The organism is Xanthomarina spongicola, assembly GCF_003148645.1.
GTDB lineage: Bacteria > Bacteroidota > Bacteroidia > Flavobacteriales > Flavobacteriaceae > Xanthomarina > Xanthomarina spongicola.
Genome location: NZ_QGGP01000001.1, coordinates 302,165 through 316,662 on the forward strand (window position 1 = coordinate 302,165; position 14,498 = coordinate 316,662).

General features: G+C 30.3%; 15 protein-coding genes. All 15 read left to right on the top strand.

Features of this window, described 5'->3' with window-relative positions; all coding sequences use genetic code 11:
• Nucleotides 1-113: 113 nt before the first annotated feature.
• The 15 genes from LX78_RS01315 (at nucleotide 114) to LX78_RS01385 (ending at nucleotide 14,381) form a co-directional block, all read left to right on the top strand.
• A complete protein-coding gene (locus tag LX78_RS01315) occupies nucleotides 114-983 on the top strand; it encodes a M23 family metallopeptidase (RefSeq protein ID WP_109680830.1) in 870 nt (289 codons plus the stop codon).
• Nucleotides 983-2,485 carry a GH3 auxin-responsive promoter family protein gene (locus LX78_RS01320; RefSeq protein WP_109680831.1) on the top strand — a complete coding sequence of 501 codons (1,503 nt, stop codon included), beginning with the start codon at nucleotides 983-985 and terminating at the stop codon, nucleotides 2,483-2,485. Before LX78_RS01315 ends, LX78_RS01320 begins: the two co-directional genes overlap by 1 nt.
• A 27-nt stretch (nucleotides 2,486-2,512) precedes the next feature.
• Complete coding sequence (locus LX78_RS01325) at nucleotides 2,513-4,201, top strand: DUF6909 family protein (protein ID WP_109680832.1); 1,689 nt, start codon at nucleotides 2,513-2,515, stop codon at nucleotides 4,199-4,201.
• 14 nt (nucleotides 4,202-4,215) lie between these two features.
• The gene (locus LX78_RS01330; protein WP_109680833.1) at nucleotides 4,216-5,274 is read left to right on the top strand and encodes a hypothetical protein; all 1,059 of its coding nucleotides are present in this window, start codon (nucleotides 4,216-4,218) and stop codon (nucleotides 5,272-5,274) included.
• The gene (rfbB, locus tag LX78_RS01335) at nucleotides 5,264-6,319 is read left to right on the top strand and encodes a dTDP-glucose 4,6-dehydratase (protein ID WP_109680834.1); all 1,056 of its coding nucleotides are present in this window, start codon (nucleotides 5,264-5,266) and stop codon (nucleotides 6,317-6,319) included. The genes LX78_RS01330 and rfbB overlap by 11 nt, the downstream gene beginning before the upstream one ends.
• A 2-nt stretch (nucleotides 6,320-6,321) precedes the next feature.
• Complete coding sequence (gene rfbA, locus LX78_RS01340; RefSeq protein WP_109680835.1) at nucleotides 6,322-7,191, top strand: glucose-1-phosphate thymidylyltransferase RfbA; 870 nt, start codon at nucleotides 6,322-6,324, stop codon at nucleotides 7,189-7,191.
• Nucleotides 7,188-7,733 (top strand): dTDP-4-dehydrorhamnose 3,5-epimerase, encoded by a 546-nt coding sequence (gene rfbC, locus LX78_RS01345; protein WP_109680836.1) that lies wholly within the window; start codon nucleotides 7,188-7,190, stop codon nucleotides 7,731-7,733. Before rfbA ends, rfbC begins: the two co-directional genes overlap by 4 nt.
• A gap of 9 nt (nucleotides 7,734-7,742) precedes the next feature.
• The gene (gene rfbD, locus LX78_RS01350) at nucleotides 7,743-8,594 is read left to right on the top strand and encodes a dTDP-4-dehydrorhamnose reductase (protein ID WP_109680837.1); all 852 of its coding nucleotides are present in this window, start codon (nucleotides 7,743-7,745) and stop codon (nucleotides 8,592-8,594) included.
• A gap of 172 nt (nucleotides 8,595-8,766) precedes the next feature.
• Nucleotides 8,767-9,567, top strand: coding sequence for a 3'(2'),5'-bisphosphate nucleotidase CysQ (gene cysQ, locus LX78_RS01355; protein ID WP_109680838.1), 801 nt, complete (start codon nucleotides 8,767-8,769; stop codon nucleotides 9,565-9,567).
• 1 nt (nucleotide 9,568) lies between these two features.
• The gene (locus LX78_RS01360) at nucleotides 9,569-10,021 is read left to right on the top strand and encodes a DUF2061 domain-containing protein (protein ID WP_109680839.1); all 453 of its coding nucleotides are present in this window, start codon (nucleotides 9,569-9,571) and stop codon (nucleotides 10,019-10,021) included.
• 4 nt (nucleotides 10,022-10,025) lie between these two features.
• Entirely contained in the window at nucleotides 10,026-10,625 is a 600-nt protein-coding gene (gene cysC / locus LX78_RS01365) for an adenylyl-sulfate kinase (RefSeq protein ID WP_109680840.1), read from the top strand.
• Nucleotides 10,622-11,527, top strand: coding sequence for a sulfate adenylyltransferase subunit CysD (gene cysD, locus LX78_RS01370; RefSeq protein WP_109680841.1), 906 nt, complete (start codon nucleotides 10,622-10,624; stop codon nucleotides 11,525-11,527). Before cysC ends, cysD begins: the two co-directional genes overlap by 4 nt.
• 56 nt (nucleotides 11,528-11,583) lie before the next feature.
• Nucleotides 11,584-12,837: a sulfate adenylyltransferase subunit CysN gene (gene cysN, locus LX78_RS01375; RefSeq protein WP_109680842.1), complete on the top strand. Its 1,254-nt coding sequence runs from the start codon at nucleotides 11,584-11,586 to the stop codon at nucleotides 12,835-12,837.
• Nucleotides 12,838-12,893: 56 nt separating this feature from the next.
• Nucleotides 12,894-13,490 (top strand): inorganic diphosphatase, encoded by a 597-nt coding sequence (locus tag LX78_RS01380; RefSeq protein ID WP_109680843.1) that lies wholly within the window; start codon nucleotides 12,894-12,896, stop codon nucleotides 13,488-13,490.
• Nucleotides 13,491-13,544: 54 nt separating this feature from the next.
• Nucleotides 13,545-14,381, top strand: a complete 837-nt coding sequence (locus LX78_RS01385) for a metallophosphoesterase family protein (RefSeq protein ID WP_109680844.1) — start codon at nucleotides 13,545-13,547, stop codon at nucleotides 14,379-14,381.
• Nucleotides 14,382-14,498: the final 117 nt, after the last annotated feature.

A 14,498-nucleotide genomic window follows, 5' to 3' on the forward strand; every position in this document is an offset into this window, starting at 1 on the left:
TTTAATTTAAAGTGCAAAGTTAATAATTAAAGTTTAATATTATCGTTTTAACAAGAACTTTAGCATAAAGCAAGTCAACAAGTGTCATATTTTTATTTAATTTTGTTTATATAATGACAGAGAATAAAAAAACAAAAAAAAAGTTTAAAAAGAAACTACTTCATAAGTATCGCTTAGTCATACTTAACGAAGACACTTTTGAAGAGCGTTTATCTTTCAAGTTAACACGTTTAAATGTGTTTGTATTATTGTCATTATCTTCCATATTGCTAATTACAGCAACTACCATATTAATAGCATTTACATCTTTAAGAGAATATATTCCAGGCTATTCTTCAACAGCATTAAAAAAACAAGCTGTCGAATTAAATTATAAAACAGATTCCTTGCAGCAGTTAATTGCAGTTAATGAGAGATATTATTCTTCTATTAAAAAGGTCCTTCAAGGAGAAATAAGTTCAGTAGATTTTAATAGAGACTCTATTATAGAAGAAGCAAAGCAGTTTGCATCACAAATAGATTTAAGACCATCAAAAGAAGATTCACTATTGAGAGAAAAAGTAGCAAAAGAAGATAAATATAATTTGTTTGAGGAAGCAACATCAAAAATAAATTTTGTTTTATTTCCACCTGTTACAGGAAATATTTCTGAAGATTATGACTTTGAAAACAAGCATTATGCTGTTGATATAATTGTTGAAAGTAATACACCTGTAAAATCCACTGCCGATGGAACTGTTATTTTTGCTGAATGGACGGTTGAAACTGGAAATGTTATAATTATTGAACATAGAAACGGACTTATTTCGGTATATAAGCATAACGAGTCGCTTACAAAATCTCAAGGAGAATTAGTTAAATCGGGAGAAGTAATAGCAACATCAGGAAATACTGGAGAATTGTCTTCAGGACCACATTTACATTTTGAACTTTGGAAAGATGGTTATCCTATTAATCCAACCAACTTTATAGACTTTAATTAATGTTATCACTTAAAGCAGCACTTGCTAAGCCTTTTGCCAAACGTGTTTATAAATCTGTCCAAAAATGGGCAAATAACCCTATTGAAACACAAGAAAAAGTTTTTCAAGAATTAATAAGTAGTGCTACATCAACACAGTTTGGAAAAGACCACGATTTTATAAGTATCAATACACATAAAGATTTTGTAAAACGAGTTCCTGTAAGAGATTATGAAGAATTAAAACCTTATGTCGAGCGTGTAGTTGCTGGAGAAGAAAATATATTATGGAAAGGAAAGCCCATTTATTTTGCTAAAACTTCTGGAACAACTTCTGGAGCAAAATACATTCCTATTACTAAAGAAAGTATGCCAACACATGTAGAGGCAGCTAGAAACGCTATTTTATTGTATATAGCAGAAACTGGTAATGCCAAATTTGTTGACGGTAAAATGATATTTCTACAAGGAAGCCCCATCTTAGAAAAAAAACATGGTATTCAGTTAGGAAGATTGTCAGGTATTGTAGCACATTATGTGCCTAAATATCTTCAAAAAAACAGAATGCCTTCTTGGGAAACTAATTGTATAGAAGACTGGGAAACAAAAGTAAATGCTATTGTTGAAGAAACGCTACCCGAAAACATGACTATTATTTCAGGCATTCCATCTTGGGTTCAAATGTATTTTGAAAAAATTCAGGAAAGAACAGGTAAAAAAGTAGGAGATGTTTTTAAGAATTTCAATCTATTTATTTTTGGAGGTGTAAACTACGAACCATACAGAGCTAAATTCGAAAATTTAATTGGACGGAAAGTAGATAGTATAGAACTGTTTCCTGCTAGCGAAGGGTTTTTTGCATTTCAAGACAAGCAGAACGAGAAAGGCATGTTGCTTCAGCTAAATTCAGGGATTTTTTATGAATTTATCAAAGCAGACGAATTTTTTAACAAGAACCCAAAACGTTTTACCATTAAAGATGTAGAGCTTGGAATTAATTACGTTATGATAGTTTCAACAAATGCTGGTCTTTGGGCTTATAATGTTGGAGATACTGTAGAATTTACTTCAACAAAACCCTATCGTGTAATTGTATCTGGTAGAATAAAACATTTTATTTCTGCCTTTGGAGAACATGTTATTGGAAAAGAAGTTGAGCAAGCATTACAAGAAGCAGTTAAAGAAAGTGATGCTCAAGTTACAGAATTTACTGTAGCGCCAAAAATAAATCCAGATTCAGGTTTACCTTATCATGAATGGTTTATAGAATTTGAAAAAGAACCATCAGATATTGAAGAATTTTCTAATAAAATTGATGCTTCGCTTCAAAAACAAAACAGTTATTATTTCGACCTAATAAAGGGAAAAGTTTTGCAGCCTTTAAAAATATCTCAGGTAAAGAAGAATGGATTTCAAGATTATATGAAATCTATTGGAAAGTTAGGAGGTCAGAACAAAATAGCTAGACTTTCTAATGATAGGAAAATAGCAGATATTTTAGATGCACAAAATCTGATTAAATAATATTATATTTGTTGCTAAATACAATGTATGAGTAAAATTAAACGCCATGAAAGAACGAGAGCTCAAGAGAGTTCAAATGCGATAGAAAGAATGTATATTACCATGAGACACTTGTTTAACAGAGGGTTTTACAAGCCAATGGGAGTTTCTGGCGAAACACTTCGCGAAGCATTATTATTATTAAGACCAGAAATTTACGGTTCTATAGGAGAAGAAAAAGCTGAGTTAGAAGGCTTACTTTATGTGATAGACAGATTACCTCAAGGTATTGAAGAATGTACTTTCATTAACTTAACAAGTGATGAAGGCTATGCAAATTCTCATTTCAAGCCAATTATTCCACCAAAGAGAAGGCGCAATTGTTATCGCATAGATAGTGAACAGATGAATATTGAAATCACTCGTGGACGTTCGGAAATATACGACATTCTTACACATCTTACTTTTATATTTATTGAGTCTCATAAAATTAGTAAACGTGTACTAATTGATGAAAATGGCAATACAACTAGAGATTGGAAAAAACTTGAAAAAGCCGTTCTTTCCAAAAAAAAACTAACCCAAGAAGAAAGAGAAATTGCTATTTCTCATACTGCAAATATTTTAGGAAGAACTTTTAATGAGATTGTTACAGTTTACAGTCAGTTCGCATTAGAATCTCAGCCTGAAAGGTTATTACATATTGTTTATTGGTTAGGTAAATTAGCCATTGAAGAGGTGGTAAACAACAATAAAAGAACCGTAACATTTAGTCCAGTTTTAAGAGAGCGTTTAGGTCATCATATTCATGGGGAAATATGGTCTAATAACATAAAAGAAATTCTAAATAATAACGGACTACTTGAAAGACCAATTCATATTATTAGCGCTAACATGCATAGTGTTATGAATTCTCTTTTTGCTTCATCAGCCTTAAAAACTTTTGCAAAAAAGAAAACCATCTTTGAAATTTACGAAGCTATAAGTCAAAAAAATAATCAAGAATTACGCAATAAAGTAACTAAAGAAGCGTTGCAAAATGGAATGATTTATGTTCCAGACACATCTGGAACAAATATAGATGTTCAAATTTTTGATACAGAAAAAATAGATTTTTCAAAATTAGATATTGAGGTAAGTGAGTCGTTTAAAAAATCAGAAAAGCCAGTTATATTCGTTATGGATTATGCTTTTGGAGAGCAAGCTTATGAAACTATAGATGAACTATTAAAACCTATTCACTTTAATGGAAAGAAAACCCATTTTAATGTAGAGTCTATTTCTATAATGGGTAAAGCAGGGATTTTAGAAGGTGGGAAAGGAGATATCATGATACCTTCGGCTCATATTTTTGAAGGAACTGCAGATAATTACCCTTTTAAAAACGAATTGAGTAAAAATGATTTTGAAGAATCTGGAGTTGCGGTATACGAAGGAGCAATGATTACAGTTTTAGGAACCTCTTTACAAAACAAAGAGATTTTGAAATTTTTCTTTAATTCAACTTGGAATGTTATAGGATTAGAAATGGAAGGAGCACATTACCAGAAAGCAATTCAAGCAGCTTCCAAAGTAAGAAGAAGTATCAATCCAAAGGTAAAAGTAAGATATGCATATTACGCAAGTGATAACCCGTTAGAAACTGGAAGTACACTAGCATCTGGAGGTTTAGGGACCTCAGGTGTTAAACCTACATATTTAATAACAAGAAAAATATTACAACAAATTTTTAATTAATACCAACCATTAAGATGAGTGATAAAATACCAGATCAAAATAATTCAGAGGAAGTAGATTTAGGCCAGCTATTTACCCTAATTGGAAATGCTTTTAATAAATTATTTTCTTTTATAGCTTCTATATTTAAAACTATTTTTTCTGTAATTGTTTTAACACTTAAAGCCTTTATAGTAAATTTTAAAATTATAGTAATCACTATGATTATTGCTGGTGTTCTAGGCTTTTTTTTAGATAAATACAAGCCAAATTTATACAGTTCAACAATGTTGGTTAAACCATATTTCGACTCTAAGTATCAATTAGTAAATACCATCAATTATTATAATGCGCTTTTAGAAAGTGAAGAATATGGAACATTATCTAAAGTTTTTAGTTTAGAAGAAGAAGAAGTTAAAGAAATCTCAACTTTTGAAGTTAATCCAGGACCAGAGACTGAAAACGAACAAATTGTTCAATATAATAACTTTTTAAAATCTGTTGACAGTGTTTATGCAAGCGAAATTACCTTTGATGATTTTGTAGAAAATAGAAGTATATATTCAGGTGAGTTATTTGAAATTAAAGTTTTTTCATACAAAAAAGATATCTTTCAAAAGCTTGAAGAAGGATTGGGAGGATCGTTTACAAACGTTTATTCAGAAAAGAAAATGAAGAAACGAGATTCTTTAATTTCAATTCAAAAAGAAAATATAATGGAACAATTAAGAGGTGTAGCTTCTTTACAAAATGTTTACATTAAAGTGTTAGAGGAAGAATCCAAATCAGCCCCAACCGAGGTTAGTATTGGAGGCGAAGGACTAACGTTTAATAAAGATAAAACCCAAACCAAAGAGTTTGAGCTATTAAATACTGAAATTAAATTACGGAACGAATTGAAGGCTTTAGATGAGCAAAAAGTAGAAGAAGATGTCTTTTTTGATGTCATTGCAAGTTTTCAACAAGTTGGAAGTAGAGATATAGAATGGCATCAAATGTATAAGCTAATATTTCCTATACTCGCCTTTGTCTTCTTGTGTTTTGTATATTTAACAAATAGGTTAGTTAGATTTGTGAAACAATATGAAGCATAAAAAAAATATATTAATAACAGGAGGAGCAGGTTTTATTGGATCTCATGTTGTTAGATTATTTGTAAATAAATATCCAGAATACAACATTTTTAATTTAGACAAATTAACATATGCTGGAAATCTGGAGAATCTTATAGATATTGAACACAAAACAAATTATACATTCCTAAAGGCTGATATTAATAATCAATCAGAAATTAATTCACTTTTTAATAAGTATAAATTTGATTGTGTTATCCATTTAGCTGCAGAATCTCATGTAGATAGGTCTATAGAAGATCCTTTAGCATTTGTAAAAACAAATGTCATAGGAACTATGAACTTATTGAATGCTTTTAAAAATATTTGGAAAGATGATTTTACAGATAAGCTATTCTATCATATAAGTACAGATGAGGTTTATGGCACATTAGGAAAAACAGGCTTGTTTACAGAAACAACACCTTACGATCCAAACTCACCATATTCTGCATCAAAAGCAAGTTCAGATCATTTTGTAAGAGCATATGGCGAAACTTATGGCTTGCCTTATGTTATTACTAATTGTTCTAACAATTATGGTCAAAATCAATTCCCAGAAAAACTCATTCCATTATTTATAAATAACATAATAAATAATAAACCTTTACCAGTTTATGGTGACGGTAACTACACTAGAGATTGGCTATATGTAAAAGATCATGCAGTAGCAATAGACATGGTTTTTCATAAAGGAAAAAAATCTGAAACATACAACATTGGAGGCTTTAACGAATGGAAGAATATAGATTTAGTTAAAGTTCTCTGTGGACAAATGGATATAAAACTAAACAGACCTAATGGCACATCTGAGAAATTAATTACTTATGTTAAAGATAGACCTGGACACGATTTAAGATATGCTATAGACGCATCTAAAATAAAAAATGAGTTAGGTTGGCAGCCTTCAGTTACTTTTCAAGAAGGCCTATTACTAACAATTGATTGGTATTTAGAGAATGAAAGGTGGTTGGTAAACGTCACAAGTGGTGAGTACCAAGAATATTACGAAAAACAATATCAATAATTATGAAAGGAATTATTCTAGCTGGTGGATCTGGAACAAGACTACACCCTTTAACTTTATCTATAAGTAAGCAATTAATGCCTATTTATGATAAACCGATGATATATTATCCCCTTTCAACATTAATGTATGCTGGAATAAAAGAAATTTTAATTATCTCAACACCTAAAGATTTACCTTTATTCAAAGACCTTTTAGGAGATGGCAGTAAATATGGTTGCACCTTTCAATATGAAATTCAGGAAGAGCCAAACGGATTAGCTGAAGCTTTTATAATTGGTGAGAAATTTATTGGAAAAGATAAAGTGGCTTTAATTTTAGGAGATAATATTTTTTACGGAACAGGTTTAGCAACTTTATTGCAAAGTAACAACAATCCAGAAGGAGGCATTATTTACGCATATCGAGTTCATGATCCTGAACGTTACGGTGTTGTTGAATTTGATAATGAAGGACAGGCAATTTCTATTGAAGAAAAACCTAAGAATCCAAAATCAAATTTTGCTGTTCCAGGGATTTATTTTTATGATAATTCGGTAGTTGAAATTGCAAAAAACATTAAACCAAGTCACAGAGGAGAACTTGAAATTACTGATGTTAATAGAGAATACCTAAAACAAGGAAAATTAAGTGTGAGTATTTTAGACAGAGGAACTGCTTGGTTAGATACTGGAACATTTCAATCTTTAATGCAAGCATCTCAATTTATTGAAGTAATTGAAGAAAGGCAGGGGTTGAAAATAGGATCGATAGAAGCTGCTGCGTTTGAAATGAACTATATAAATAAAGAACAGTTTGTAGCCTTAGCAGAACCATTACTTAAAAGTGGCTATGGTAAAAATTTGTTAGGCCTAATAAATAATGATGTATGACAGTGATAGAGACCAAATTAAAAGGTTGTTTTATTATTGAACCTACAATATTTAAAGATAAACGAGGTTATTTTTTTGAAAGTTTTAATGAACAAAAATTCAATGAAGCTTTAAATTTAAACAGTCGTTTTATTCAAGATAATGAGTCTTTTTCAACCAAAGGCGTCTTGAGAGGATTACATTATCAAACGGGAAATTCTGCCCAAGCAAAACTCGTAAGAGTTGTAAAAGGTAAGGTTTTAGACATAGCTGTAGATATTAGAAAAGAATCTCCAACTTTTGGGCAATACATCTCAATAGAATTAACTGAAGAAAACAAAAAACAAATTTTCGTCCCAAGAGGTTTTGCTCATGGATTTGTTGTGTTAAGCGATACAGCCATATTATCATATAAATGCGATAATTTTTATAATAAAGAATCTGAAGAAGGCATTATTTATAACGACACGACTTTAAATATAGATTGGAAACTTCCTCCAGAATCTCTTATTATATCAGAAAAAGATATTGATTTACCGAGTTTCGAAGAAGCAATATTATAAAACTTAAAGATGAAAACAGTTCTAGTTACTGGTGGAGATGGGCAACTAGCTAGTTGTATAAAAGATATTGAATCTAATTATTTAGATTTTAAATTTATTTATAAGAACGCTTCAGAATTAGACATTACAAATCAAGAACAAATTAGAAACTTATTTGAATCTAATCATTTTGATTGGTGTATAAATTGTGCTGCATACACAGCTGTAGATAAAGCAGAGGCTGAACCAGAATTAGCCTTCAAAATTAATGCTGAAGGCGCTAAATTTTTAGCAGAAGCTTCTAGAAAACACAAGGTTAAATTAATTCACATTTCAACAGATTTTGTTTTTGATGGAAATGAAACATATCCATACTCAGAACAAGACCGACCTAATCCTATAAATGTTTATGGTGCTTCAAAATTACAAGGAGAAAAACATATAGAATCTATATTAAAAGAACATTTTATCATTCGCACCTCATGGTTATATTCTAAACATGGGAATAATTTTGTAAAAACAATGCTAAAATTATCTCAAGATAGAGATAAAATTAATGTTGTAAACGATCAAATTGGATCACCAACACATGCTTTAGATTTAGCTCATGCCATATTAAAAATTATAAACAAAAACAACAATGCATTTGGCCTATATCATTTTAGCAATCAAGGAGAAATAAGTTGGTATCATTTTGCTACAGCCATCTTTAGTGTTTTTAATAGAAAGATAAATGTTCAACCAATACCTTCCAGTAAATATAAAACATTAGCTAAAAGACCTAGATATTCTGTATTAGAAACTAATAAAATTGCGACAGAGTTTCAAGTAGAAATTAAAGGTTGGAAAACGGCATTAGCTGAGTTTGTTCAACTCCAATAAATTAATACATCATTATACTTTTTAAAGCGTTTTTTTTGTGGTAATTTTACACGTTAAAAATATAGTAAAAGAACTTTGTTTTAGAAATTAATTCTAAAATTAAAGTAGCATTAATTTCATGAATATGGAATTATGATGAAGGGTTTAAAATGTATTGCTTTAAATGTAAAAAATGAATAAAAATCTACAAACAGCCATAGAAGCTTCTTTAAAAGCGGGTCAAGTTATTATGGAAGTTTATAACACCCCTTTTAATGTCGAGTTAAAAGATGATAAATCTCCCTTAACAGAGGCAGATAAAAAAGCGAATGATATTATTAATTCTTTTTTAATTCCTACGCAAATTCCAATCATTAGCGAGGAAAATAAACAAACAGATTATTCAGTTAGAAAAGACTGGAAACTTTGTTGGGTTGTAGACCCTGTAGACGGAACTAAAGAATTTATTAAACGTAATGGTGAGTTTACAGTAAATATAGCTTTAGTAAGTAACGGAAGACCAATATTAGGAGTCATTTATGTGCCTGCTACTAAAGTTTTATATTATGCAGATGTTACACTTCAAAAAGGATATAAAGTAAATTTAAAATCTCATGAAGTAAGTATCCAAAAAATTACAGAAAGCGCAACACCATTGAAACCTAAAGCAGGAAATACAGATCTTATTCAAGTTGTTGGAAGCCGTTCTCATATGAGTCAAGAAACATTAGATTTTATGGAGACACTAAAAGTAAACGGAACTCAAGTAGAAGTAGTTTCAAAAGGAAGTTCATTAAAATTTTGTTTGGTTTCAGAAGGGAACGCCGATATCTATCCTCGTTTTGCTCCAACTATGGAGTGGGATACTGCAGCTGGTCAAGCTATATGTAATGCTGTTGGTATAGAAGTTATCTCTAAAGAAACTAATAAACCACTTTTATATAATAAAGAGAATCTCTTAAACCCATGGTTTATAGTTTCTAAAATCAACTAATATGTCTCCATATAAAAAAGAATCACATTTTCGGAGTATTATAAAAGGCATTTCTTGGAGAATCGTTGCTACTACAGACACTATTTTAGTTGTACTTTTAGTAACTTGTCTTACCGGAGAATGTAGCATAGAGAATGCCTTAAAGATTGGTTTATTTGAATTTATTATAAAACTAGCAATCTATTATTTCCACGAAAGAGTATGGTTAAACATATTAAAAAAACAAGCTACAACAAATAAAGAAATAGTTTATAAATCTATTTCTTGGAGATTTGTAGCTACTTCAACTACATTTATTATTTCGGGAATTGTATTAAAATCGTTTAACGAAGTAGCATTATATATTGCTCTTACAGAATTATTTACGAAATTTGTACTTTATTATTTGCATGAAAAAGCTTGGTTAAAATTACCCTTAGGAAGAATTAGAAATTTTTTCTTAGGAAGAAAATAAAAAAATGAAAGAGAACATTATTCCACATTCATATCAAATTTCAAGACAAGATAGAAAAGAAGCAAATAATCACAACTCTTTTCTTATGTGGTTTACTGGACTTTCTGGTTCAGGAAAATCTACAATTGCAAATGTCGTTGAACAGGAACTATTTAAACTTGGAATTAAGACTTATATTTTAGATGGAGATAATATTAGAAAGGGTATAAATAGTGATCTTACTTTTTCACCTGAAGATCGAACAGAAAACATTAGACGTATTGCAGAAGTAGCTAACTTATTGGTTGATTCAGGACTTGTAGTTTTAGCAGCTTTTGTTTCGCCTTATAAAAAAGATAGAGAGAATATCAAAAATATCGTTAAAGATGTTAATTTTGTTGAAATTTATGTGAATACCAGTGTTGAAGAATGCGAGCGTAGAGATGTAAAAGGTCTCTATAAAAAGGCAAGAGCTGGAGAAATAAAAAATATGACAGGAATTTCTGCTCCGTATGAAGCACCGGAAAATCCGGATGTTGAAATAAAAACAGAAAAAGAATCTGTTGAACAAGCTGTTAAACAGATTATAGAATATATAACACCAAAATTAAAACTCAAAAAATGAGTAAATATTATTTAAATTATTTAGACGAATTAGAAAGTGAAGCCATTTTTATTTTAAGAGAAGTTTGGGCACAGTTTCAAAATCCAGTTATCTTATTTTCTGGTGGAAAAGATTCAATCTTAGTGACGCATCTAGCTAAAAAGGCATTTTATCCAGCTAAAATCCCTTTTCCTTTAATGCATGTAGACACTGGTCATAATTTTCCTGAAACTATTCAATTTAGAGATAATATTATAAAAGAATTAGGTGTTAACCTTATTGTTGGTTCAGTACAGGAATCTATTAATGATGGACGTGTAGCCGAAGAAAAAGGTAAAAATGCCACAAGAAATGCGCTTCAAATAACTACATTATTAGATGCTATTGAGGCTAATAAAGTAGACTGTGCTATTGGAGGAGGAAGACGTGACGAAGAGAAAGCCAGAGCTAAAGAAAGATTTTTTTCACACAGAGATGATTTTGGTCAATGGGATCCAAAAAATCAACGCCCAGAACTATGGAATATTTTTAATGGAAAACATTTTCAAGGCGAACATTTTAGAGCTTTCCCAATTAGTAATTGGACAGAAATGGATGTATGGAATTATATTAAAAGAGAAAATATAGCTATCCCATCATTATATTTTGCACATGAAAGAGAAGTGGTTTGGAGACAGGACACTTGGATACCAAATTCTGAATTTTTGATATTAGAAGACCACGAGGAGGTAGTAGTTAAAAAAATTCGATTTAGAACTTTAGGTGATATTACAATTACAGGTGGAGATGAGTCTGAAGCAGATACTTTAGAGAAAATTGCTGCAGAAGTTGCCGGAATGAGAAATACTGAACGAGGAAACAGAAGTGATGATAAACGTTCAGAATCTGCAATGGAAGACAGAAAAAGACAAGGGTATTTCTAAAAAATAAGTTTCAATTTTTTGCTTTTGCAAGAATTATAAAATAAAGAACAAAATACATGTTAGACAATAATCAATTATTACGCTTTACTACAGCAGGAAGTGTAGATGATGGAAAAAGTACCTTGATTGGACGTTTACTTTACGATTCAAAATCTATTTTTGAAGACCAACTACAAGCTATTGAAAAAACCAGCAAGAAAAAAGGTCATGATGGAGTAGATTTGGCTTTGTTTACAGATGGCCTTCGCGACGAAAGAGAACAAGGAATCACCATTGATGTAGCTTACAGATATTTTACAACACCAAAAAGAAAGTTTATTATAGCAGATACACCTGGACATATTCAATATACAAGGAATATGGTTACGGGAGCTTCAACAGCTAATGTTGCTACAATCTTAATTGATGCAAGACATGGTGTGATAGAACAAACCAAAAGACATGCTTTTATAGCCTCCTTATTGCAAATACCGCATATAATAGTTTGTATTAATAAAATGGATTTAGTGGATTATTCAGAAGAAGTATATAACAATATCGTTAGACAATTTGAAGATATATCGTCAAAAATGTTAGTAACAGATGTCCGTTTTATTCCTATGAGCGCATTGAATGGAGATAATGTAGTAAATAAATCTGAAAACATGCCTTGGTATCAAGGAGCGCCAATGCTTCACACATTAGAGACTATGCATATTAGTAGCGATATTAATAAAGTAGATGCTCGTTTCCCTGTACAAACTGTCTTAAGACCACAGAGGGAAGGCTTTATAGATTATAGAGGTTATGCTGGGCGAGTAGCAAGTGGGATTTTTAGAAAAGGAGACGAAATTACGGTTATGCCATCTGGCTTTACAAGTAAAATAAAAACTATAGATACTTTAAAAGGAGAATTAGAAGAAGCTTATGCTCCTATGTCTGTTTCTATAACTCTTGAAGATGATATAGATATAAGCAGAGGCGACATGATTGTTCGTTCTAATAATAAACCAGAAGCACTACAGGATATAGAAGTTATGCTATGTTGGTTGAATAATAATCCTGCCAAACCTAGAGCCAAATACACAATTAAACATACGTCTAACGAGCAAAAGGCCATGATTAAAGAAGTGGTATACAAATACAATATTAATACTCTAGATCGAATACATGATGATAACGAGCTTAATATGAATGATATTTGTAAAGTAAAAATTCGAACCACAAAACCATTAATGGTTGACTCCTATAGAGAGAATAGAACCACTGGAAGTATTATTCTTGTAGATGACTCAACAAACGAAACTGTTGCAGCAGGAATGATAGTCTAAGTATAGAAAACACATATAATATGTTAATTAATAATTTTTAGAATTTTGTAAAGATTATGTATACAAAAGCAGACATATTATTTGTCATTTTCATGTGTTTATTTTCATGTAAACAAGCAGAAGACTATTACCATTTACCAACATATTCTTCAAACAATATACTTCAAGCTGTTATTGAAATTCCTGCAGGAACTAACAAAAAATTCGAATACAATAGCCAGACCAATACATTTGAGATTGACAAAAAAAATGGTGTAGAAAGAGTTATTCAATTTTTGCCTTACCCAGGGAATTATGGTTTTATTCCTTCAACATATTCTAATCCAGAAAAAGGAGGCGATGGTGATGCACTAGATGTATTAGTATTATCTGAAACTGTATCCACTGGAACTGTTATAGAAATTATTCCTATAGGTGTTTTAAAACTAATTGATGATGGCGAAATCGACTCTAAAATTATTGCTATTCCTGCAAACAGTTTAAAACAGATTATAAAAGTAAAAACTTATCAAGAATTTTTAATTAAATACCCAGAAGCTAAAAATATTATTGAAAGTTGGTTTTTAAATTATAATAAAGAAGATCTAGCTTCAATAAATGGTTGGGGAACTGAACAGGAAGCTATTTTAGAAATTGAAAATAGCAAACTATAATGAGTATGCTTGTTACATTAATAAACCTAGTTTTTTAATTTTAAATTAAAATATATGAATAAAGCCATATACTTTTTAATATTTGTATTAATATATTCATGTAATAATAACAGTAAATCACAGTTAAATCACAGCTCTGCTAAAAAATACTTACATCTATCTCACACTAGAACGAATAAAAATCCAAAAATGGATAGTGTTATAGAAACTATTGATTATACAAAATATGATATGTTATGGCTTGGTGGAGATTTAGCTAAATCAACTTCTATAAGTAGAAATGCCATTACACATGTAGATTCAATTTTTAATTTGGGGAGTACAAATACATTATGGTCTTTAGGAAACCACGATTATAGAAATTTAAGTTTAGTTAAAGAGCATACAAATAGATTACCATATTATTCCTATCATAAAAACGGTATTACTTTTTTAGTATTAGACACACAAGATAGTCTAAGCAATATTGTTGGCAAGCAGATGCAATTAGTAAGAAAAGTTGTAGACACCTTAAAGCATTCGTCACATTTATTAATTTTACACCATAAACTAATCTGGATGTATAATAATCCAGAGCTAGAATCTAGGGTAAAGAAAACCTCAAATGGCAAGATAGGTGACTGTTTTCATTGTATAAATCCTAATAATTTTTATTCAGATATATATCCATTACTATTAAAAACAAAGCAAAAGGGAATAGAAGTTATTTGTATTGGTGGAGATATTGGTTATAAAACAAAAGAGTTTGAATATGTAACTCCCGAAGGTGTTTATTTTCTTGCGTCTGGAATAAAATTTAATCATAATTCTGAGAATAAAGGGTTAGTGTTTGAACACGATATTCTTACAAAGAAATTAAAATGGGATTTTGTGCTTCTTCCAATGCTTTAATCCTTTTTTAAATAATGATAATTAACTTTAATTTCAATAAAAAGGAATAAGTTAGCTTGAAAAGAATGTTAGTAAAAATAACATATATTTGCAACTATTTTCAAGACTAATATAATA